At 69.6% G+C, this 22,067-nt stretch carries 22 protein-coding genes; 12 read left to right on the forward strand and 10 right to left on the reverse strand.

Annotated elements, in window-relative coordinates:
• Positions 1-36: 36 nt before the first annotated feature.
• The 5 genes from G6N64_RS02465 to G6N64_RS02485 all read left to right on the forward strand — a co-directional run bounded on the left by G6N64_RS02465 (position 37) and on the right by G6N64_RS02485 (position 4,866).
• Positions 37-933 carry a class II glutamine amidotransferase domain-containing protein gene (locus G6N64_RS02465; protein WP_163795451.1) on the forward strand — a complete coding sequence of 299 codons (897 nt, stop codon included), beginning with the start codon at positions 37-39 and terminating at the stop codon, positions 931-933.
• On the forward strand, positions 921-1,607 hold the full coding sequence (locus G6N64_RS02470; RefSeq protein ID WP_163795452.1) for a protein glxC: 687 nt from the start codon (positions 921-923) through the stop codon (positions 1,605-1,607). The genes G6N64_RS02465 and G6N64_RS02470 overlap by 13 nt, the downstream gene beginning before the upstream one ends.
• Entirely contained in the window at positions 1,607-2,938 is a 1,332-nt protein-coding gene (locus tag G6N64_RS02475) for an FMN-binding glutamate synthase family protein (RefSeq protein ID WP_163795453.1), read from the forward strand. Before G6N64_RS02470 ends, G6N64_RS02475 begins: the two co-directional genes overlap by 1 nt.
• 76 nt (positions 2,939-3,014) lie before the next feature.
• Complete coding sequence (locus G6N64_RS02480) at positions 3,015-4,202, forward strand: NAD(P)/FAD-dependent oxidoreductase (RefSeq protein ID WP_163795454.1); 1,188 nt, start codon at positions 3,015-3,017, stop codon at positions 4,200-4,202.
• A gap of 16 nt (positions 4,203-4,218) precedes the next feature.
• A complete protein-coding gene (locus G6N64_RS02485) occupies positions 4,219-4,866 on the forward strand; it encodes a type II toxin-antitoxin system RelB family anti-toxin (RefSeq protein WP_163795455.1) in 648 nt (215 codons plus the stop codon).
• Between the two features lie 86 nt (positions 4,867-4,952).
• Here the strand turns inward: G6N64_RS02485 and G6N64_RS30125 are convergent, their stop codons facing one another.
• A complete protein-coding gene (locus tag G6N64_RS30125; protein ID WP_246230896.1) occupies positions 4,953-5,789 on the reverse strand; it encodes a UCP033725 family protein in 837 nt (278 codons plus the stop codon).
• Positions 5,790-6,075: 286 nt separating this feature from the next.
• Between G6N64_RS30125 and leuA the strand changes: the two genes are divergently transcribed.
• Positions 6,076-7,896: a 2-isopropylmalate synthase gene (gene leuA / locus G6N64_RS02495; protein WP_163795456.1), complete on the forward strand. Its 1,821-nt coding sequence runs from the start codon at positions 6,076-6,078 to the stop codon at positions 7,894-7,896.
• Positions 7,897-7,900: 4 nt separating this feature from the next.
• Here leuA and G6N64_RS02500 read toward each other — a convergent pair whose 3' ends face one another.
• Entirely contained in the window at positions 7,901-9,205 is a 1,305-nt protein-coding gene (locus tag G6N64_RS02500) for an alpha/beta hydrolase (protein WP_163795457.1), read from the reverse strand.
• A 185-nt stretch (positions 9,206-9,390) separates the two neighbouring features.
• Here G6N64_RS02500 and G6N64_RS02505 point away from each other — a divergent pair, with 185 nt between their 5' ends.
• Positions 9,391-10,242, forward strand: coding sequence for a hypothetical protein (locus G6N64_RS02505; protein WP_163795458.1), 852 nt, complete (start codon positions 9,391-9,393; stop codon positions 10,240-10,242).
• 4 nt (positions 10,243-10,246) lie between these two features.
• Here G6N64_RS02505 and G6N64_RS02510 read toward each other — a convergent pair whose 3' ends face one another.
• From G6N64_RS02510 to G6N64_RS02520, 3 genes are read right to left on the reverse strand one after another with little or no spacing between them, the layout of a single operon-like run.
• Entirely contained in the window at positions 10,247-11,212 is a 966-nt protein-coding gene (locus G6N64_RS02510) for an aldose epimerase family protein (RefSeq protein WP_163795459.1), read from the reverse strand.
• A 7-nt stretch (positions 11,213-11,219) separates the two neighbouring features.
• The gene (locus G6N64_RS02515) at positions 11,220-11,525 is read right to left on the reverse strand and encodes an Asp23/Gls24 family envelope stress response protein (protein WP_163795460.1); all 306 of its coding nucleotides are present in this window, start codon (positions 11,523-11,525) and stop codon (positions 11,220-11,222) included.
• 15 nt (positions 11,526-11,540) lie between these two features.
• Positions 11,541-13,247, reverse strand: a complete 1,707-nt coding sequence (locus G6N64_RS02520; protein ID WP_163795461.1) for a sodium:solute symporter family protein — start codon at positions 13,245-13,247, stop codon at positions 11,541-11,543.
• A 138-nt stretch (positions 13,248-13,385) separates the two neighbouring features.
• Between G6N64_RS02520 and G6N64_RS02525 the strand changes: the two genes are divergently transcribed.
• The 3 genes from G6N64_RS02525 to G6N64_RS02535 are packed head-to-tail and all read left to right on the forward strand — an operon-like array spanning position 13,386 to position 16,347.
• Positions 13,386-14,171, forward strand: coding sequence for a DeoR/GlpR family DNA-binding transcription regulator (locus G6N64_RS02525; RefSeq protein WP_163795462.1), 786 nt, complete (start codon positions 13,386-13,388; stop codon positions 14,169-14,171).
• Positions 14,168-15,265 (forward strand): galactose-1-phosphate uridylyltransferase, encoded by a 1,098-nt coding sequence (galT, locus tag G6N64_RS02530; RefSeq protein WP_163795463.1) that lies wholly within the window; start codon positions 14,168-14,170, stop codon positions 15,263-15,265. Before G6N64_RS02525 ends, galT begins: the two co-directional genes overlap by 4 nt.
• Positions 15,262-16,347 carry a galactokinase gene (locus G6N64_RS02535; RefSeq protein WP_163795464.1) on the forward strand — a complete coding sequence of 362 codons (1,086 nt, stop codon included), beginning with the start codon at positions 15,262-15,264 and terminating at the stop codon, positions 16,345-16,347. Before galT ends, G6N64_RS02535 begins: the two co-directional genes overlap by 4 nt.
• On the opposite strand, the gene G6N64_RS02540 is transcribed toward G6N64_RS02535, so the two are convergent.
• Positions 16,334-17,323: a DEDDh family exonuclease gene (locus G6N64_RS02540; RefSeq protein WP_163795465.1), complete on the reverse strand. Its 990-nt coding sequence runs from the start codon at positions 17,321-17,323 to the stop codon at positions 16,334-16,336. The genes G6N64_RS02535 and G6N64_RS02540 overlap by 14 nt on opposite strands.
• 89 nt (positions 17,324-17,412) lie before the next feature.
• Between G6N64_RS02540 and G6N64_RS02545 the strand changes: the two genes are divergently transcribed.
• Positions 17,413-18,690 (forward strand): Mur ligase family protein, encoded by a 1,278-nt coding sequence (locus tag G6N64_RS02545; protein WP_246230897.1) that lies wholly within the window; start codon positions 17,413-17,415, stop codon positions 18,688-18,690.
• Positions 18,691-18,740: 50 nt separating this feature from the next.
• The gene (locus G6N64_RS02550; RefSeq protein ID WP_163795466.1) at positions 18,741-19,442 is read left to right on the forward strand and encodes a type 1 glutamine amidotransferase; all 702 of its coding nucleotides are present in this window, start codon (positions 18,741-18,743) and stop codon (positions 19,440-19,442) included.
• Between the two features lie 8 nt (positions 19,443-19,450).
• Here G6N64_RS02550 and G6N64_RS02555 read toward each other — a convergent pair whose 3' ends face one another.
• The 4 genes from G6N64_RS02555 to G6N64_RS02570 all read right to left on the reverse strand — a co-directional run bounded on the left by G6N64_RS02555 (position 19,451) and on the right by G6N64_RS02570 (position 21,923).
• Positions 19,451-20,326: a type IV toxin-antitoxin system AbiEi family antitoxin gene (locus G6N64_RS02555; protein WP_163795467.1), complete on the reverse strand. Its 876-nt coding sequence runs from the start codon at positions 20,324-20,326 to the stop codon at positions 19,451-19,453.
• A 229-nt stretch (positions 20,327-20,555) separates the two neighbouring features.
• Positions 20,556-20,954 (reverse strand): hypothetical protein, encoded by a 399-nt coding sequence (locus tag G6N64_RS02560; protein WP_163795468.1) that lies wholly within the window; start codon positions 20,952-20,954, stop codon positions 20,556-20,558.
• A gap of 10 nt (positions 20,955-20,964) precedes the next feature.
• Positions 20,965-21,576 carry a recombination mediator RecR gene (gene recR, locus G6N64_RS02565; protein WP_163795469.1) on the reverse strand — a complete coding sequence of 204 codons (612 nt, stop codon included), beginning with the start codon at positions 21,574-21,576 and terminating at the stop codon, positions 20,965-20,967.
• 14 nt (positions 21,577-21,590) lie between these two features.
• On the reverse strand, positions 21,591-21,923 hold the full coding sequence (locus tag G6N64_RS02570) for a YbaB/EbfC family nucleoid-associated protein (protein ID WP_163795470.1): 333 nt from the start codon (positions 21,921-21,923) through the stop codon (positions 21,591-21,593).
• Positions 21,924-22,067: the final 144 nt, after the last annotated feature.

Here is a 22,067-nt window from a genome sequence, read left to right on the forward strand (position 1 = left end):
CGCGCCGAAGTCCCCCGTCACGAGAGGAAACACCCCATGTGCGGCATCGTCGGGTTGCACCTGCGCAACCCGGACCTCCATCCCCGCCTCGGTGAGCTGCTCACCGGGATGCTGTGCGAGATGTCCAACCGCGGCAGCGACTCGGCGGGCGTCGCCGTCTACGGCGATCCCACCTGGACCCCGCCGGGCCGGGCCTGCGTATCCGTCCTCGAGGTGAGCGACGGGCCGGACGCGGTACGCGACGCAGTCGGCACGGGCCTCGACGTCCCCGTGTCGGTGTCGGTGCTCGACGCCACCTACCTCGTCGCCGCGGAGGTCGCGGTCGAGACGCTGCGCGCGGCGGTCTCGGCCGCCTACCCGGACGCGCTGATCGCCGGGTTCGGCAACGACCTCGCCGTGCTCAAGGGCGTCGGCGACCCGAAGACGCTCACCGACGCGTGGGGTCTGGCCGGGGCGAGTGGCTGGCAGGGCGTCGGACACACCAGGATGGCGACGGAGTCGGCGGTCACGCCGTCGGGTGCGCATCCCTACGCCGTCGGACCAGACCAGTGCCTGGTGCACAACGGGTCCTTCGCCAACCACGCCACGATCCGTCGTGAACTGCGCGCTGCGGGTGTGCACTTCGACAGCGAGAACGACACCGAGGTCGGCGCGCGCTTCGTCGCCGACCGCCTCGCCAAGGGCTACGACGTCGAGACCGCACTGAAGGACCTGTGCTCGACGTTCGACGGCTTCTACACGCTGCTGGTGTCCAACCGCGACTCCTTCGCCGTCGTCCGCGACGCCATCGCCTGCAAGCCCGCCGTCATCGCCGAGACCGACGACTGGGTCGCGATGGCCAGTGAGTACCGTGCGCTGTCCGGCCTACCCGGCGTCGAGCACGCCGCGATCTGGGAGCCCGAACCCGAGGTGGTGTACGCATGGACGCGGTGACCCGATTCGACCTCGAGACCACCCCGCTGCGCGAGGTCAACACCGCCCTGCATGCACCGGATCTGCAGGGCGAGTTCCTGATCGAGCACCCCGCGGGTGCCCACAACGTCGCCGTAGGGATCAACGCACCGGTGACGGTGACCGTCGACGGGCACGTCGGCTACTACGCCGCCGGGATGAACCAGCAGGCCGACGTCGTGATCGACGGCAACGCCGGCACCGGCGTCGCGGAGAACATGATGAGCGGCACCGTGTGGGTCAAGGGCAACGCCTCGCAGTCCGCGGGTGCCACGGCCCACGGCGGCCTGCTCGTCATCGAGGGCAATGCGGCTGCGCGGTGCGGCATCTCGATGAAGGGCGTCGACATCGTCGTCGGTGGCGACATCGGCCACATGAGCGCGTTCATGGCCCAGGCCGGCACGCTCGTCGTCCGCGGCGACGCCGGCGAGGCGCTCGGCGACTCGATCTACGAGGCCCGTATCTACGTCCGCGGCGAGGTCACATCCCTCGGCGCCGACTGCGTCGCCAAGGCGATGGGCCCCGAACACCACGAGGAACTCGGCCGACTGCTCAAGGCCGCGGGCTTCGAGGACGACGACACCGCCGCGTACACCCGCTACGGGTCGGCGCGCGACCTCTACCACTTTCACGTCGACAACTCGGGAAGCTACTGATGAACACGGCATCCGACGACCGGGCACGCGCCGGCCTGCGAGAGTCCGCCACCTTCGACCGCCCCACCATCGCGGCCATCCAGCGCGCCGCCGAGACCGGCATCTACGACATCCGCGGGTGGGGCGCCAAGCGGCCGCTGCCCCACTTCGACGACCTGCTGTTCCTCGGCGCGTCGATGTCGCGCTATCCGCTGGAGGGTTACCGCGAACGCTGCGGCACCGACGTCGTCCTCGGTGCACGGCACGCGAAGTACCCACTGCACCTGGACATCCCGGTGACCATCGCGGGCATGTCCTTCGGCGCGCTCTCGGGGCCGGCCAAGGAGGCACTGGGCCGCGGCGCCAGCGCGGTCGGGACGTCCACGACGACGGGCGACGGCGGCATGACTCCCGAGGAGCGCGGTCAGAGCAAGCACCTGGTGTATCAATACCTGCCGTCGCGCTACGGGATGAATCCCGACGACCTGCGCCGGGCCGACGCCATCGAGGTGGTCCTCGGACAGGGCGCCAAGCCGGGTGGCGGCGGAATGTTGCTCGGACAGAAGATCTCCGACCGCGTCGCGGGCATGCGGACGCTGCCACCGGGCATCGATCAGCGCTCGGCATGCAGGCACCCGGACTGGACCGGGCCCGACGACCTCACGATCAAGATCAACGAGTTGCGGGAGATCACCGACTGGGAGAAGCCGATCTACGTCAAGGTCGGTGCCACCCGCACCTACTACGACGTGAAGCTCGCCGTGCACGCCGGAGCCGACGTGGTGGTCGTCGACGGGATGCAGGGCGGGACCGCCGCCACCCAGGAGGTCTTCATCGAGCACGTCGGCGTCCCGACGCTGGCGGCGATCCCGCAGGCGGTGCAGGCGTTGGCCGAACTCGGCGTGCACCGGAACGGCGTGCAGCTGATCGTGTCCGGCGGCATCCGCAACGGAGCCGACGTCGCGAAGGCGCTTGCGCTCGGGGCCGACGCGGTGGCCATCGGCACGGCCGCGCTCATCGCGCTCGGCGACAACGACCCGAAGTACGCCGCCGAGTACGAGAAGCTCGGCAGCGCAGCCGGTTTCTACGACGACTTCCAGGACGGTCGGGACCCGGCGGGGATCAGCACTCAGGACCCCGAACTCGCCGCCCGCTTCGATCCGATCGAGGGCGGTCGGCGACTCGCCAACTACCTGCGCGTCCTCACCATGGAGGCGCAGACCATCGCCCGCGCGTGCGGCAAGGCCCACGTCACCCACCTCGAGCCCGAGGACCTGGTCGCGGTCACCATCGAGGCCGCGGCGATGGCGCGCATCCCGCTGGCCGGTACGAGCTGGATCCCGGGCACGTGATCGTCGTCGCGCCGAACGTGACGCTACGGCGAGAATCCGCGCCCGTGTCCGCCATGGCGTCACGTTCGGCACCGTCGTGAGCGAGACCGCGGACGTCGTCATCGTCGGCGGTGGCCTCGAGGGCGCCGCGACCGCCTGGGCGTTGGCCGAGCGTGGCGTCACCGACGTGCTGGTGGCCGAACGCAACACCGTCGGCTCCGGCATGACCGGCAAGTCCTCGGGCATCGTGCGATGCCACTACGGCGTCAGCTCGCTCGCCGCCATGGCCGCCGTCGGTCTCGAGGTGTTCGAGACGGCCGAGGAACGCTTCGGCCACGACATCGGCTTCCGGCAGACCGGGTACGTCGTCGGCGTCGGCGAGCCCAACGTCGACTCGCTGCGCAAGAGCCTCGCCGCACAACGGTCGGTCGGAGTCGAGACCGAGGAGATCGACGCCGGCGAGGTGGCCGACATGTGGCCCCACGCCGACCTGAGCCCCTTCGCCGCGTTCGGGTGGGAGGCCCGCGGCGGCTACGGTGACGCCTACCAGACCGCACAGGCCTTCGCGGTGTCCGCCCGTGCGTCCGGGGTGCGAATCCGTCAGGGCGCCAACGTGACCGACCTGATCGTCGACGCCGGTCGGGTCACCGGGATACGGCTCGCCGACGGCACCGAGGTGTCCGCGGGCACCGTCGTCGTGGCGACCGGGGCGTGGACGCAGCCGTTCCTGAGTCGGCATGGCGTCGACATGCCGATCAGGGTGGTGCGCGAACAGATCGTCACCATCTCCCCCGGCCTCGACCTGGGGCCGGTACCCGTGTTCTCCGATCTGGTGTCCCTGCAGTACGTGCGACCCGAGGTGGGTGGCGAGATCCTCTTCGGCAACAGCGATCTCGCGCACTGCCAGGACGCCGACCCCGACGACTACCTGAACCGCGCCACCGACGACTTCGTGGACCTGACCGTCGAGAAGGTCGGCACCCGGTTCCCCGGTCTCACCGACGCTTCGATCACCGGCAGCTACGCGGGGTGTTACGACGTCACCCCCGACTGGAACCCGGTGATCTCGGCGGGCGGAATGGACGGACTGATCGTGGCCGCCGGGTTCAGCGGCCACGGTTTCAAGATCGCGCCGGCCGTCGGCGCACTGGTCGCCGACCTGGTCACCGACGGCCGCAGCTTCGACCCGCGCATCCCAGAGACCGACTTCGCGCTCACCCGGTTCGCCGATGGCACACTGCTCAAGAGCCCGTACCCGTACGTCGGGGCCGGGGAGATGCGGTAGCCGGAGAGGAGTGCCCGTGAGCGACGTTCCGCTCCTGCGCAACCAGTCCGGGACGGCCCGCGAACGGGACCCGCACGAGCCCGTCGAAGACCTCGAGTTCGAGGCGGCCATCGGACGCAACGTGCGCCAGCTGCGTCAGCGGCACGGACTGACCGTCGCGGAGATGGCCGACCGGGTCGGCATCTCCAAGGCGATGATGTCCAAGATCGAGAACGCCCAGACGTCGTGCAGCCTCTCCACGCTCGCACTGCTCGCGAAGGGTCTGGACGTTCCGGTCACCAGCCTGTTCCGGGGTGCCGACGTCGAGCGCCCCGCCGCGTTCGTCAAGGCGGGCACCGGTGCGGAGATCGTGCGCAACGGCACTCGGCAGGGGCACGAGTATCAGCTGCTCAGTTCGCTGCGCGGGGAGCACAAGCGGCTGGAGTGCCTGCACGTCACGCTGACCGAGAAGAGCCAGACCTACCCGCTGTTCCAGCATCCCGGCACCGAGTTCATCTACATGCTCGAAGGGGTGATGGACTACAGCCACAGCCGGTCGGTGTACCGACTGCACGAGGGCGACTCGCTGCAGATCGACGGTGAGGGCGCGCACGGCCCGGTCGACCTCGTCGAGCTACCCATCCGCTTCCTGTCGGTCATCGCGTTCCCGGACGCGCAGGTCTGATCGCCCTGGATTTCGCCGAACCGGAGAGTCACGTCGTCGAGGCTGCGACCCAGCGACGTGACTATCCAGTTCGCGGACGCCTGGGGTCAGGACGTCTCTTCGACGGTGATCTCGTCGAAGTCCCCGGGAGCGAAGAGACCCGTCCAGCCCATGTACTGATCGCCCTCCAGACCGAGTTCCTCGGCCACCGCGGGCGGTCCGATGAATTCCACGAGCACGCGCCCGTCGGACCCTTGCGAACGCAGCGAGACCGTGTGTCCCGCAATGGTTCCCTCGACCGTCATCGTGATGATCGTCTCGATCGCCGACCTCGGGACCTTGGCCCACGTCTGGCGGGTGTGGATCTCCCGTCGCCCGGACTCCCCTCGCTCGAAGGCGTCGGGCAGCTCGGTGTCGGGATCGGCGCGCAGCGCCACCCAGTCGGAGCCGCTGAAGGCGACCCGGTATCGCTTACCCCGGTAGATGGCGTCCGCCCCGGTCACGGGGACGCGCACGACGTCGTCCGCCGCGGTGGGCTCCCCCGAGTGCGTGACCACCAGGGCGGTGCACGCGTCGTCGTAGGAGGCGACGAGGTGCGCCCTCAGCCTCGTCAACGGCACCCCGTAGCTCCCGGCTTCGGTCGGCACGCCGCGAAACGGGTCGTCCGCATCCTGGTTGACGTCGGTCAGGAACTTCCACCAGCCAGAGTCGTCCGTCGGGCCGAAGACGTTGGGCGCATCCGCCGGCGCGATCATGCAGCCGGTCTCGCCCTCGCGCTCCGACGTGTAGATCTGCAGCTTGCAGTTGGCACTCCGGAAGTAGCAGATCGCCAGACCGGCGCCGTCGGCATCGAGGCCCACGAAGGTGCCGTCGAACCGCAGACCGTACGTCGACAGGGTGCGGCCGACGATGCGATCGACCTCGCCTTCGAACGTGGACGTCACCGTTCACTCCCTCCGTCATACCGAGCACCGGCCATCACCAGTTTCCCCTCGACGCCGAACCGGACAGTCACGTCGTTCAGGCGGCTGCCCAGCGACGTGACTCTCCAGTTCGGCGCGAAAGCCCGCCGTTTTGGCTCCGAACACCTCGGGAGTAGAGTGTCACCCGTGCAGCGTGCGCTCCTCCTCGGACGCCGCGACGGAGTCTGACTCGGACTGGCTCTCCGTCGCGGGTGTTCGCCATGCGCCGGTCTGAAGTTCACTCGACAGACGAATCCGGAGCCACCTCGTGACCACGTTCTCCCCCGCATCCAGCGACTCCCCCGACGCCTTCACCAGCGCCCGCACCATCTCCACGCCCGCCGGGCCGCCGCACCCAAATCAGCCCGCGTGGAACACCCAGCGCGCGACGCAGATGCCGGTCAGCCGGTACCGCACGTTCGCCGACGAGGTCGAGCCCATCACGCTCGCCGACCGCACCTGGCCGGACAAGGTCGTCGAAACCGCACCGATGTGGTGCGCGGTCGACCTGCGTGACGGCAACCAGGCCCTGATCGACCCGATGAGCCCGCAGCGCAAGCGCCGCATGTTCGACCTGCTGGTCCGCATGGGCTACAAGGAGATCGAGGTCGGCTTCCCGTCGGCCAGCCAGACGGACTTCGACTTCGTCCGCGAGATCATCGAGCAGGGTGCGGTACCCGACGACGTCACGATCCAGGTGCTGACGCAGTGCCGGCCGGAGCTGATCGCGCGGACGTTCGAGGCGTGCGCGGGTGCGCCGCGCGCGATTGTGCACTTCTACAACTCGACGTCGATCCTGCAGCGCCGCGTGGTGTTCCGTGCCGACCGCGAGGCGGTGAAGAAGATCGCCACCGACGGCGCGCGGATGTGCGTCGAAGAGGCGGCGAAGTACCCGGACACGCAGTGGCGCTTCGAGTACAGCCCGGAGTCCTACACCGGCACCGAGCTGGAGTACGCGAAGGACGTCTGTGACGCGGTGAGCGAGATCGTCGGCGCGACGCCCGACGCCCCGCTGATCCTGAACCTGCCCGCGACGGTCGAGATGGCGACGCCGAACGTGTACGCCGACTCGATCGAGTGGATGAGCCGCAACCTGGCTCGTCGGGACTCGATCATCCTGAGCCTGCACCCCCACAACGACCGCGGAACCGCGGTCGCCGCAGCCGAACTCGGCTATCAGGCCGGCGCGGACCGCATCGAGGGCTGCCTGTTCGGCAACGGCGAGCGCACCGGCAACGTCTGCCTGGTGACCCTGGGCCTGAACCTGTTCAGCCGCGGCGTCGACCCGCAGATCGACTTCTCCAACATCGACGAGATCCGCCGCACCGTCGAGTACTGCAACCAGTTGCCCGTCCACGAGCGCCACCCCTACGGCGGCGACCTGGTGTACACGGCGTTCTCCGGCAGCCACCAGGACGCGATCAACAAGGGTCTGGACGCGATGAAGGTCGCGGCCGACGAGGCGGACTCCGACGTCGATGAGATGCTCTGGCAGGTCCCGTATCTGCCGATCGACCCGAAGGACGTCGGCCGGACCTACGAGGCCGTCATCCGGGTGAATTCGCAGTCCGGCAAGGGCGGCGTCGCCTACATCATGAAGGCCGACCACGGTCTGGCACTGCCCCGTCGGCTGCAGATCGAGTTCAGCCAGGCGATCCAGAAGATCACCGACGGCGAGGGCGGCGAGGTGTCGCCCAAGGAGATGTGGGACGTCTTCGCCGACGAGTACCTGTCACCGGTCCGTCCGTTGGAGCGCATCAAGCAGCGCGTCGACGCCTCGGAGGTCGACGGCGGTACCGACTCGATCGTCGCGACGGTGCTCGTCGACGGCGTGGAGCGCGAGATCGAGGGCGCGGGCAACGGTCCGCTCGCCGCGTTCGTCGACGCCCTGGGTGCCATCGGGTACGACGTCTCGGTCCTCGACTACTCCGAGCATGCGCTGTCCGCCGGCGAGGAGGCGCAGGCCGCGGCCTACGTCGAGGCGTCGATCGGCGGCAAGACCGTCTGGGGGGTCGGCATCGCGACGTCGATCACGACGGCCTCGCTGCGTGCGGTCGTGTCCGCGGTCAACCGCGCCGCGCGAAGCTGACCGGTCAGGACGTCAGCCCGGTCCGCTGCGCCAGCCACGGCAGTTCCAGGGACAGGGCGGCCGTGAAGCAGTGCCAGTCGTGGGAGCCCGGCACCTCGTCGTAGCGGGTGGTCATTCCGGAGCCGGTGGCGGCGGCCAGCACCCGATGCGCGTCGTTGCGCGCATCGCGGTCGCCGGCACCGGCGACGAACCGGGCGGCGCTGCCCCGGAAGCTCCGCCCGTGCATCAAGTCGATCGGGTTGACGCGGGCGAACGCCGCGTCGCTGCCGCCGAACGCCTCCTTCACCGTGCGGTCGCGGGTGCCCAGGGTCGGCTCGCTCGATCCCGAGATGTCCAGGAACGTCGGGTAGACCTCGGGGTGGTTGGTGCCCAGCTGCAGCGCGCAGGTACCGCCGTACGAGGCGCCCGCGATGGCCCACGCCTGCGGATCGGGGTCGACGGTGAGGTGCTGGGCGACCCAGCGCGGCAGGTCCTTCACCAGATAGGTCGCCGCGTTGCCGCGCGGGCCGTCCACGCACAGCGGATCGGCGAACCGGCTGCCGGTGGCATCGGCCACCACCACGACCGGTGCGAGGCCGTCGTGCTGGACGGCGAAGCGGTCCATGATCGACGCCAGCTTGCCCGCGCTGACCCAGTCGTCCGGATCACCGGGTTGGCCGGCCAGCAGCACCACCACCGGCAGTCTCGGACGCGGGTTGCTGAAGTACGCGGGCGGCAGGTACACCGCGGCCGGTCGCGCCGAGAACCCCGAGAGTGGGCCGGGGATCACCGCCGACGTCATCTTTCCGCGCAGTGACATCCCCTGCGGCGGCGTCCATTCCGATTCGATCGGGTCGGCGTCGGGCAGCACGCGCACGTCGTTGACGACGTCGGACAGCGCGATGTCGTCGTGGTGGGCGATTCCGAACAGGTCACCCGGCGTCAGGTAGGTCCCGTAGATGGCGTTGACCTGGTTGGCGCAGGCGGCGAAGACCACGAGTGCCGCGACCATCGAGAGCACGATGCCGCGCCGTGGTCGTCGCGCCGAGCGCGCCACCGCGAGCGCCACGGCGAGGAAGCCGGCGCCCACCCACGCGTAGATCGCCGGTGCCAGCTGATCGGGGAACAGCATCCACACCGCGCGGGCCATGTGATCGAGGACCGCGGTGGTGGCGACCGCGAACGCGAGGCACCCGATCACCTCGAGTGCCTTGGCCCAGGGCCGTCGGTCCGAGGTGAGGACGCGAACGAGGAGCCAGGCTCCGGCGGTCACGCCGAGGACGGACAGCACGACGGGCACGGCACCGGTCAGCAGCGACCAATCCAGCATCCCGAGCACCTCCTCTCCCGTGTCGACCCGACAGACCCATCCTGCCCGTGGTTTGCTGTGCACTGACTGGGAGTCCGAGGACCAGCTGCCTGTGAGTGCTCTGCGAACATGCCTCCCGGTCGCCTCGGCGACACTGCCGACGCCGCCGCGCGGGATAGGGTCACGTCCGTGGTGACGGGTCGACGATGAACGCCCTGGCTACCGCGCGGTCGCGTCTCGAAGCGGCCTCGCGATCGGTCGCACGGGCGTCCGCCTCGCGGCCCGCGGCTGCCGCCCACGCCGCCCGCGACTTCGAACTCACCATGGCCCGTGCGCTGGCCGCCGAGATTCGCTGGGCGTTCACCCCGCCGCGTACCTGGCTGGTGGGAGTGCTCGCCAACCTCGCGCTGGCGGTGGTCTGGCTGACGGTGCAGCCGCTGACCGCGCACGGCCGCCACCAGGACTGGGTGATCCTCGTCGGCACTTACTTCGCCTCGTTCGTCCTCGCCGACGTGACGACCACGAACCTGCTGGGCGCCGACCATCGCCGGGTCGGCGAGGCGTTGTCCAACGGGGTGCCGCTGTGGCGGGTCCTGATCGTGAAGAACCTCGCGCTCGTCGTGCTGGTCGGTGCGCCCACCCTGGCGGCCGCCATGGCGTTGACGCTGTGGTTCGAGTCGCCTGCGCGCCTCGCGGTCACGATCCCGAACGTGGCGGTGCCCGTCGTGTCGTGGATCGGGCTGGGCAACGTGGTCTCGATCCTGCTCCCGGTGTCCGCGCAGCCGGTGCTCCGGCGGTGGCGCAGGCGCAACGATCGACGCGACACCACCCGGTGGCTGGCCTCGCTGACGCTGCCGTACGTCCTGTACTACGTCGCGGACCCCATGGACGGCGTCGGGCACCGCTTCCTGTGGAGTCAGGCGCCGTCGGTGGTCGGGCCGGTGTTCGGCCGGGACACCAAGGGTTTCGTGCACCTGGGCATCGCGGTCGCCGTGTGGCTGATCGGGACGGCCGTCGCGGTGGTGTGGGCGCATCGGCACCCGGTACGGCTGGAGTGACGCGTCAGCACGCGGTGAAGTCGAAGCGCACCGTGCTGGTGTAGTCCTCACCCGGACGCAATTCGACGGACGGGAAGTGACGGTGGTTGGGGGCGTCCGGGAAGTGCTGGGCCTCGAGCGCCACCCCGGCACCGGCACGGTACGCGCCACCGGCGCCCTTCGCCGTGGCACCCCCGAGGTGCCCGCCCGCGTACACCTGCAGGCCGGGCTGGTCGGTGGTGACGGCCATCCGGCGCCCGCTGCGCGGGTCGACCAGCACGGCGACCTCCCTGGTACCCACCCCGTCGAGCACCCAGGTGTGGTCGATGTCGACGCCTCGCCCCCCGATCGGCGCGGGCGTCCGGAAGTCGAACGGCGTCCCCGCCACCGCGCGGACCTCACCGGTGGGCAGCACCGCCTCGTCGACCGGCAGGTACGACGAACCCCGCACCTGGAGTGAGTGATCCGCGACGGTGCCTGCGTCGTGCCCGGCCAGGTTGACGTACGTGTGGTGGACGACGTTGACGATGGTGGGGGCGTCGGTGGTCGCGTGGACGTCGACGCTCAGGGTCGTCCCGGCGAGCCGGTAGGTTGCGCTGACGGTCAGCGTTCCCGGGTAGCCCTCCTCACCGTCCGGGGAGACGCGCGAGAAGGTCACCTCACCGACATCCTCGCGGGACGTCTCCCAGACCATCCGGTCGAACCCGCGGGAGCCGCCGTGCAGGTGGTTGTCGCCCTCGTTGCGGCTCAATTGAATCGAACGGCCGTCGATCTCGACGACGCCGTCGCGAATCCGGTTGGCGCAGCGCCCTACCATCGCACCCATGTAGGTGTCGTCGGTGGCGACGTCGGCCGCCGGGCGGGCCAGGACGACGTCGGCGAGCACGCCGTTCGCGTCCGGCACGTGCAGTTCGAGCAGTCGCGCACCGAGGTCGGTGAGCACCGCCGTGCAGCTGCTGCTGGTGAGGGTGATCCGCCGGGCGTCGGTCATCAACGAATCACGTTGTCTGCGTATGCTCCTCGGCAGTGTCCGGCTCGTCGGGCACCACCGGCCGCAGCAGCGCCCACGCGAAGAACAGCCCTGCCACGGCGAGCAGGACCAACCCCACCCACCAGTTCGCGTCGGTGCCGATGTAGAGGTCGGTGCGGTTGCGTTCGGCCGCGGGATCGGAGTGCTCGGACAGGAGTTGAGGGAAGACCCCGGCAAGGGTCAGGAGTAGGCCGTAGATGCCCAGGAGGGCACCGATGATGTTGCGGATGTCGAAGAGGCGGAACCGCGACTGGGGTGTGGAGGGGTCGGACATCGATTCTCCCGGGGGTCAGTGGAAGAGCAGGTTGAGGGCGATGACGAGGACGAGTGCGACGCTGGCGAGTGGAACGGCCTTCTGGTACCACGCCTTTCCGGCACCGTCCGGATCGCGGAAGATGTCGACGTCGGTCTGGGAGTAGACCAGGCCCGCCAGTTCGGCGACGGGCTTCGGCTGGGTCACCATGGTGACCGCGACGCTGACGACGATGTCGACGACGAACGCCGCCGATGCCGCGACGAACGGCACGCCCTGCCCGGGCAGGTTGATCACGCCCGCCTCGCCGAGGAGGAAGACGCCGATCGCGGACAGCGTGCCGGCGACAAGACCCATCCAGCCCGCCGTCGGGGTCATCCGCTTCCAGAACATGCCGAGGATGAACGTCGCGAACAGCGGGGCGTTGAAGAACCCGAACAGCGTCTGCAGGTAGTCCATCAGGTTGGAGTAGCCGGCCGCGATCAGCGCGGTGAAGATTGCGAGCACCGTGGCCGCGACCGTCGCGATCCGACCGACCCCGATGTAGTAGCCGTCCGGGCGGTCCTTGACGAGGTAGGTCTGCCAGATGTCGTAGCTGAACACGGTGTTGAAGGCGGAGATGTTGGCCGCCATGCCCGCCATGAACGACGCGAGCAGGCCTGCGATCGCGACGCCGAGCAGCCCGTTGGGCAGGATGTCGCGGATCATCAACAGCATCGCGTCGTTGTAGGTGATGTCCCCCGTGCCGGCCGACTTGAAGTCGATCATGTCGCCGATCGCGGCAGCGGCGATCATGCCGGGCAGCACGACGACGAAGGGGATGAACATCTTCGGGAACGCCGCGATGATCGGCGCGCGGCGGGCCGACGACATCGAGTCCGATGCCATCGCGCGCTGCACCTCGACGAAGTTCGTCGTCCAGTACCCGAACGACAGCACGAAGCCCAACCCGAAGACGATGCCCACCACCGACCACACCGGACTGTCGAAGCCGCTGAGCGCCTCCCCCGGCCAGGTGTTCAGCTGCTCGTTCACCGATGCCGTGACCGTGCCGTCGGAGACGGTGTCGATCAGCTTGTCCTTCAGCCCGTTCCAGCCTCCCACCTTGATCAGCCCGAAGATGGTCAGCGGGACGAGGGCGGCGACGATGACGAAGAACTGCAGTACCTCGTTGTAGATGGCCGCCGACAGACCGCCGAGCGCGGTGTAGGTCAGCACGATCACGGCGGCGACGATCAGCGACAGCCACCGGTTCCAGCCCAGCAGCACGTTGATGACGGTGGCCAGCAGGAAGAGGTTGACGCCGGCGATGAGGACCTGCGCGACGGCGAAGCTGATCGCGTTGACCAGGTGGGCGCCGGGCCCGAAGCGTCTGCGCATGAACTCCGGCACGCTGCGCACCTTGGAGCCGTAGTAGAACGGCATCATCACGACGCCCAGGAACAGCATCGCTGGAACGGCGCCGATCCAGTAGTAGTGCATGGTCGACAGGCCGATCTGGGCGCCGTTGGCCGCCATGCCCATGATCTCGACAGCGCCGAGGTTGGCCGAGACGAACGCGAGGCCGGTCACCCAGGCGGGCAGTTTTCGTCCGGACAGGAAGAAGTCGAGGCTGGTGGATATCTGGGTGCGGGCGATGTAGCCGATGCCCAGCACGAAGACGAAGTAGATGGCGATCAGCGAGTAGTCGAGAAAACCGACGTTCAGGCGCAATACGGATTCGGCGACCAGGGTGCTGGTCATGGGTCAACTCCTTCGGTGGAGTGCGTGCGTCACAGATTCAAACAGGAACCCGCAGAAAGTAACAGTCCTGACCCGCAGAACCGTCAAGAACGGGTCCCGTTGTTTGATAATGTGCGAATCCCACTAGCGGAGGAACCCATGCTCGCTGCTGAACGCCGCGCCGCGATCCTGCGCACGCTGCAGGCCGGCGGGTCCGTGCGCGTCGCCGACCTCGCCTTCGATCTCGACGTGTCCGAGATGACCGTGCGTCGCGACCTCGACTCGCTCGACGCCCAGAGCCTGCTCCGCAAGGTGCATGGCGGCGCGGTGCCACGACACAATCGCGGTGAGGAACCGTGGTCGTCGGTGAAGGCCTCGCAGCAGCGCGCGGAGAAGGCGGCGATCGCCCGTGCGGCCGCCGGCACCGTCGAGGACGGCATGACGATCGCCCTCAGCGCGGGAACCACCACCACCGAACTCGCTCGCCTGCTGCGCCACCGGCCGAGCATCACGGTCATCACCAACTCGCTCAGCGTGTTCGCCGCGCTGACCGATCCGGCGGGCGGCGACACCGCGACGCCCCAGACCTACCTGAGCGGCGGCGTGCGTACCCCGTCGGACGCCCTGGTCGGTCCGGTCGCCGACACCACGATCGCCTCGTTTCGGGTCGACGCCACCTACCTCGGTGTCCACGGATTCGATCCACGAGTGGGGCTGACCTCACCCAATGTCAGCGAGGCACAGGTGAATCGGACGCTCATCGACATCGGGGCCCGCCTCGTGGTGCTGGCCGATCACACCAAGTACGGGGAGATCGGCACCAACGTCTTCGCCAGGCTGAACCGGGTGGACACGCTGATCGTCGACGACGGCCTGGCCGAGACCGACCGTGCGGTCGTCGCCGCCGAGGTGGGCGAACTCCGAGTCGCCGACGTGGTCTCGTGACCGAGCCCCTGCACTGGACGCTGGCCGATGGCCGCGACGAGTTCTTCTTCGCGCTGCCAGGCCATTCCGCGTCACCGGTGCCCGACCGCCGCCCACTTCCCCCGCGGGTCGAGAAATCGTCGCAGGTGCGGTTCGACCGCCAGACCGGCCAGTGGGTGATCATCGCCGCGCTGCGCCAGGACCGCACGTACAAGCCGCCGCCCGACCAGTGCCCACTCTGCCCGGGCCCGTCGGGCGACCGCAGCGAGATCCCGGCGCCCGCCTACGACGTCGTGGTGTTCGAGAACCGCTTCCCGAGCCTGTCCGGCGCCGACGCCCACACCCCGTTCGCCCTGCCCGACGAGGACGGCGGAGGGTTCATCGCGGCACCGGGCCACGGCCGCTGCGAGGTGATCTGCTTCTCCAGCGATCACGACGCGTCGTTCGCCCAGCTCAGCCCGTCCCACGCCCGCCTGGTGGTCGACGCGTGGCAGCATCGCACTGCGGACATGTTGTCGCGCAACGGCATCGAGCAGGTCTTCTGCTTCGAGAACCGCGGCGAGGACATCGGCGTCACGCTCACCCATCCGCACGGTCAAATCTACGGGTACCCGTTCCTCACCCCGCGCACCGCGACCGTCCTGCGCCAGGCCGACGCACACCACCGTCGCACCGGCGGCAACATGTTCGCCGACATCCTGGCCACCGAGGTCGCCGACGGCAGCCGCGTCATCGCGCGCAACGATTGGTTCACCGCGTTCGTCCCCTTCGCGGCACGGTGGCCGGTCGAGGTGCACGTCTACCCGAATCGACTGGTGCCCAATTTGATCGGTCTCACCGATGCCGAACGGGACGCGTTCGCCGAGATCTACCTCGACGTGCTCGGCCGCTTCGACCGGCTCTACCCGACTCCCCTGCCCTACATCTCGGCGCTGCACCAGTACACCGGTGTGGGTGCGCAGCGGGAGGGCTACTTCCACGTGGAGCTGATGTCGATCCGCCGCAGTGCGACGAAGCTGAAGTTCCTCGCCGGCTCCGAGTCGGCGATGGACGCCTACATCAGCGACGTCACCCCCGAGGCCGTCGCCCAGAGACTTCGGGAGGTCGCACCGTGATCAGCTGGGCCGCACCGGGACGAATCAACCTGATCGGCGAACACACCGACTACAACCTCGGTTTCGCGCTGCCGATTGCGCTGCCGGAGCGCACGATCGCCCGCTTCGCCCCCGCCGACACCGACGTCCTGACCGTGCACAGCGACCACCTCGACGGGGCAGTGGACATCCGGCTCGACACCCGACCCGGTGACGTCGAGGGCTGGGCGGCGTACGTCGCCGGCGTGGTGTGGGCGCTGCGTGCCGCCGGTCACCCCGTCACCGGCGGCACGCTGCGGCTGACCAGCACCGTGCTGATCGGGGCGGGACTGTCGTCGTCGGCAGCACTGGAGTGCGCCACGCTCGGCGCGCTGACGGCGTCGGGTCCGGAGCTGGACCGCATCACCTCGGCCCGCATCGCCCAGCGGGCCGAGAACGAGTACGTCGGTGCGCCGACCGGCCTGCTCGATCAGCTCTCCTCACTGTTCGGCGAACCTCGGCGAGCGCTGCTCATCGACTTCCGCGACGTCACGGTCGAGCCGGTGCCGTTCGACCCCGAGGCGGCGGGCGTCACGCTGCTCGTCATCAATTCCCATGCCGTGCACGAACACGCCGGCGGCGAGTACGCCGCGCGGCGCACGTCCTGTGAGCGCGCGGCTCGCGACCTCGGCGTCGCCTCGCTGCGTGAGGTCTGTGCCGACGATTCGCTCGATCCCGTCCGCGATCCGGTCGACGCCCGGCGCGCCCGGCACATCGTCACCGAGAACGCACGGGTCCACGACTTCGTCGCCGCGGTCCGCGCGTCGGACTTCGCCGCCGCCGGGCGGCTGATGACGGAGTCCCACGCCTCGATGCGGGACGACTTCGAGATCACCACCCCACACCTCGACGCGATCGCGGCGTCGGCGGTCGCGGCCGGTGCGTTCGGCGCACGGATGACCGGCGGCGGGTTCGGGGGCTGCGTGATCGTGCTCGTCCCCACCGATCGCGCCGGATCGGTCACCGACGCCGTCGAGGTCGCGATGCGCGACGGCGGCTACCGCGCGCCGACGGTCACCGCGACGCATGCCGCGGCGGGAGCGGGGCGGGTCAGAACAGCGTGAACTGCTCGCCCGCGGACGTCGGTTCCACGAACGGCTCCACGTCCCGGCCTCCCACCACGCGGTTGAGCAGACCCATGAAGTCGTCGTCGGTGACCAGCGGGATGCCCATCTCGCCTGCCTGGTAGCCCTTGCCCTGGTCGGGCTCAGGCCGGTCGCAGATCACCAGTGACGTCTGCTGGTCCACCGAGTCGGTGTAGGCCAGCCCCGCGTGCAGGATGCGCTCGATCAGCTCGTCATAGGTGTGGGAGACCTCGGTCGACATCGCGACCCGCATGCCCTGCACCAGCGGGCGACCACGGACGAACCGGCCGGGATTCTGGTGCGGGCAGGGCAGGCGGGCAGCGACCGTCCGCAGCGAGTGCAGTTCCTCGTGGGTGACGTGGCCGTTGGGCCAGGTGCGCCGCGACACCGACCGCACCGGCAGCCAGGTCCTGCGCTCGTGCGCATTCGCGAGGAACGGTTTGAGGATCTGCGCGAGCACCAGCGCGTCGTCCAGCGCATCGTGGGGGCGCATCTGCGTCACGCCGCAGTGCGCGGCCAACGTCTCGAGCCGGAGGTTCTCGGAGCCCAGCCGCAGCCGCCGCGCCAACTCCACCGTGCACATCACCGTGTCGATGGGGAGTTCGGCATCGATCAGCTCGGCCTCGGCGGCGAGGAAGGAGTAGTCGAAGGCGACGTTGTGCGCGACCATCGTGCGGCCCTGCAGGACGCTCTTCAGGTCGTCGACGACGTCACCGAACGTGGGCTGCCCGGCCAGCATCTCCGACGTCAACCCGTGCACGTGGGTCGGTCCGGGGTCGACGCCCGGGTTGAGCAGGCTGGAGAAACTGCCCTCGACGTTGCCGTCGTCCCCGACCGCCAGCGCCGCCACGCTCACGATGCGCGCCTGCCCGGGACGGAAGCCGGTGGTCTCGACGTCGACGACCGCCCATCCCGCGCCGGGCTCGGTGGCCGGTCGGCCACAGGCAATGCTCACGAATTCGAGGATGGCACGGCGTCCCGACAAGGCCGCGTCCCCCGCGCCGCGTGTCGCCCACCCACTTCCGCCCTCCTAGACTGCTCGGGGTGACCAGAGGGCTGGAACGGCGCAGCGTGTCCGCACGCGGGCGCCTCGCACTGGGCGCCGGTGCCACGGCACGGTGGGCGTCCCGGCTGTCCGGCCGCGGTGCGGGCGCCATGATCGGCGGCCTGGTCGCGATGACGCTCGACAAGTCGATCCTCGCCCAGCTCGGCGCAAATCGTCGCTCCGTGATCGTGACCGGCACCAACGGCAAGTCGACCACCACCCGAATGACGGCGGCGGCGCTCGCCACCATCGGACCCGTCGCGACGAACGCCGAGGGCGCCAACATGGACGCCGGTCTCATCGCCGCGCTCGCCGGATCGCGCGACGCGGGGCTGGCGGCGCTCGAGGTGGACGAGATGCACGTCCCGCACGTGGCCGACGCCGTCGACCCCGAGGTCGTCGTCCTGCTCAACCTCTCCCGGGACCAGCTCGACCGGGTGGGTGAGATCAACCACATCGAGCGGACGCTGCGAGGTGGGCTGGCCCGGCACCCGAACACCGTCGTGATCGCCAACTGCGACGACGTGCTGATGACGTCGGCGGCCTACGACAGCCCGAACGTCGTGTGGGTCGCGGCGGGCGGCGGCTGGGCCAACGACTCGGTGAGCTGTCCGCGCAGCGGCGAGGTCATCGTCCGCGACGGGGCGCACTGGTACTCGACCGGCACCATGCCACAGGTCGGGCCTGGAAGCCCTCGGACGTTCGAGCGGCCCACGCCGCAGTGGTGGTACGACGAGACCCACGTCCACGGGCCCGACGGGCTTTGCCTGCCCATGGCGCTGGCGCTGCCCGGCACCGTCAACCGGGGCAACGCGACCCAGGCGATCGCCGCGGCCGTCACCCTCGGCGCCGACCCCGCCGCCGCGGTCGCGGCAGCGGAGGGCGTCGACGAGGTCGCGGGCCGGTACTCCACGATCCAGGTCGGTGGGCACACCGTGCGGATGCTGTTGGCCAAGAACCCCGCCGGGTGGCAGGAGGCGCTGTCGATGGTCGACACCGATGCCGGCTCCGTCGTCATCTCGGTGAACGGTCAGGTGCCCGACGGCGAGGACCTGTCCTGGCTGTGGGACGTCAACTTCGAGCACTTCGTCGACCACCCCGTCGTCGCGGCCGGCGAGCGGGCCACCGATCTGGCGGTGCGGCTCGGCTACGGCGGTGTCGCGCACACGTTGGTGCACGACCCCCTTGCGGCCATCGCGTCCTGCCCGCCCGGACACGTCGAGGTCGTCGCCAACTACACGGCGTTCTCGCAATTGAGTCGGGCGGTGAAGCGGTGACCCGGTGGGGCAGGAGCGAAGCGACCGGGGGGAAGGGTTCCGAGTCGGCGGTGCGGATCGGGCTGGTGCTGCCCGACGTGATGGGGACCTATGGCGACGGCGGCAACTCCGTAGTCCTGCGAAAGCGGTTGCAGCTGCGCGGGATCGACGCCGAGGTCGTCGAGATCACGCTCGACGACCCGGTGCCCGCGGAACTCGACCTGTACACGCTCGGCGGCGCGGAGGACTTCGCGCAGCGGCTGGCCACCAAGCACCTGATCCGCCACCCCGGACTGCAGCAGGCCGCGGCGAGAGGTGCTCCGGTGCTGGCGATCTGCGCTGCCATCCAGGTGCTCGGCCACTGGTACGAGACGTCGTCGGGCGAGCGGGTCGACGGCGTCGGCCTCCTCGACGTGACCACCTCGCCGCAGCCGAAGCGGACCATCGGCGAAGTGGTGTCACAGCCGCTGCTCCCGGGCCTCAGCGATCGCCTCACTGGCTTCGAGAACCACCGCGGCGGAACGGATCTCGGCGCGGATGCGTCGCCGTTGGCTCGCGTGATCACGGGTGCGGGCAACCGCGACGGCGTCGGTTTCGACGGCGTCGTGCAGGGCAGCGTCATCGCGACGTACCTGCACGGGCCGTGCCTGGCGCGCAACCCGCAACTGGCGGACCACATGCTGGCCCAGGTGGTCGGCGAGCTGCCGCCGCTCGAGCTGTCCGAGGTCGACCGGTTGCGGCGCGAGCGGTTGGCGGCGCCGCGGCGCGTGTAGGTCCGTTCTCACGCGGCGAGCGCGGCGGCGACGTACATGTCGACGTGGCAGCCACGGCTTCGTAGCGCCGACGCGACACGCGCCAACCAGTCCTCCGGCCGATCCTCGGCGATCACGCGGATGACGATCCAGCCCAGTTCCTCCAGCTTGCGCAGCCGCGCGACGTCCTTGACGTACTGCCGACGGTCGGTGCGATGGTGATCGCCGTCGTACTCGACCGCCACACCGAATTCCTCCCACCCCATGTCGAGGAAGACCACGGCGTTGCGGCCCAGCACGACCGGGATCTGAGTCTCCGGCTTCGGCATGCCCGCGTCGATCAGCAGAAGTCTCGTCTGGCTCTCCCGAGGCGAGGCCGATCCCCCGTCGACCAGCGGGAGCAGCTCACGCAACTGACGGAGCCCGCGTGTCCGCGGGTAGCGCTCGGCAAGGGCGAGGACCTCGTCGAGGGAGAACTTCTGGTTCCACATCAGCGCATCGAGTCGTGCGATCGCCTGCGCACGGCTCAGGTGCCGGCCGAGGTCGAACGCCGTCCGGACACGCGTCGTGACGGGGACACCCGCACGTCGAGTGACCTCGTCATCGGCGATGTGCTCGCGGCGAGTCACCAAACCGGCTTGCGGCCTGCCCACCACGCCGGACACCTCGATGGGATGGGATGGATCTACCCAGGGCGCTCCGTGCAACGCGGATGCGGCGACGCCTCCGATGACGCCACGCCGACCCGTCGTGAGCCACGCACCCACTGCGCGGTCGGCCAGCGTCGGCTCCTCGTCCGTCGGTAGGTACACGCCCCGGAACATCGGCCGGTACCACCGGCGCAGCTCGTGGCGCGTCACGCGTCCCGCGGCGACTGCTTCCGCACCCAGAAAGACCTCGGCCATCCGCGCATCTTGGCTCGAGGTACCGACACCGCCGCGAAAGTTGCGTTTTGGCGCGAAAGTGCGAGTGGACGCCTACGAAAAGCGACTCTCGTCGACCGCCGCGCGCCCCCTCCACGACCGCCGCCGCGAGAGTTGCGTTTTGGCGGGAAAGTGCGAGTGGACGCCTACAAAAAGCGACTCTCGTCGCGAGCAAGTAAGCGGGGCGGACCAGGCCGCGGGGACCCCAGCCCTACAACCCCAGGTCGCGCAGGAACTCCGGCTTGTAGGCCTCGAGGATGACGTAGCTCGGATCGGGGGCGGGCGTCTCGGGGGCGTCGTCGGGAACGACGTCACCGTCGACGGGGTCGACCCACTCCTGCGCGGCGCCGTCCCAGCGGGTCACGGCGTACTCGGCGCCCACGTGGTCGTCAGCGACGAGCCCGCGGATCGTGCGCTCGGCTTCCTGAGCGTCGGCGAGGGTGTGGGTGTAGATCTGCACGCGATCACCGTCGCGGGTCACCGTCACCTTGGAGCCGAGCCGGTCCCGCGCGTCGTCGTCCAGGTCCAGCGTGCGGAGCTTCTCCCAGAAGGACAGCCCATGCTCGTCGCTGCCCAGCTCGACCTCGACCTTGAACTCTTCGTCCGCCACGGCCACCAAACTAGGCCATCGCCCGACGACCGGCCAACGCCCTCCCGAGCGTCAGTTCGTCGGCGAACTCGAGGTCGCCGCCCATCGGCAGTCCGGAGGCGATCCTGGTGACGCTCAGACCGGGGATGTCGCGAAGCATGCGCACCAGGTACGTGGCGGTCGCCTCGCCCTCGGTGTTGGGGTCGGTGGCGATGATGACCTCGCCGACGTCGACGCCATCGACCCGCTCGCCTATGCGATTGAGCAGCTCACGAATCCGCAGCTGATCGGGTCCGATGCCCGAGAGCGGATCGAGCGCGCCACCGAGAACGTGGTAACGCCCGCGGAACTCCCTGGTCCGCTCGACGGCCTGCACGTCCTTCGGCTCCTCGACCACGCAGATCAGGGCGGCGTCACGACGCGGATCGCTGCAGATCCGGCAGCGCTCGTTGTCCGAGACGTTGCCGCACACCGAGCAGAAGGTCACGCCCTCGCGTACGCGGGCGAGCACGGCGGTGAGGCGGTCGATGTCGGGCGGCTCCACCGACAGCAGGTGGAAGGCGATGCGTTGGGCGCTCTTCGGACCGATACCGGGCAGCTTGCCCAGCTCGTCGATCAGGTCCTGGACGGGCCCCTCAAACATGACGGGTCAAGGTGTCAGGCCCCCGGCAGACCGAGGCCGCCGAGACCGCCGGCGAGCGGGCCGAGCTTGCTCTGCGCCATCAGGGTCACCTGCTGCGAGGCGTCCTTGATGGCGCCGACCACCAGGTCCTGCAGGGTCTCGACGTCATCGGGGTCGACGACCTTGGGATCGATGGCGACACCGATGACCTCGCCGCTGCCCTTCATCGTGACCTGGACCAGACCGCCGCCGCCCTGCCCGTGGACCTCGGTGTTGGCGAGCGACTCCTGGGCCTCCATCAGCTGCTGCTGAACCTGCTGTGCCTGCGCCAGAAGTGCTGACATGTCGGGCTGTTGGCCGGGTTGCATGGCTGGTCCCCTCACGCTGGTGGTTTCGGCGGGTCTTGGAGTCGAGGGTGTCGCGTATTGGTCTCGACTTGGTTGCGCATGGCCGCACGAGGCCGTTTGGGGTTCAAGCGTAGTCGCCCGCCGGGCTAGCGTGACGGCGTGCGT

It is taken from the genome of Mycolicibacterium sediminis (assembly GCF_010731735.1).
GTDB classification, from domain to species: Bacteria; Actinomycetota; Actinomycetes; order Mycobacteriales; family Mycobacteriaceae; genus Mycobacterium; species Mycobacterium sediminis.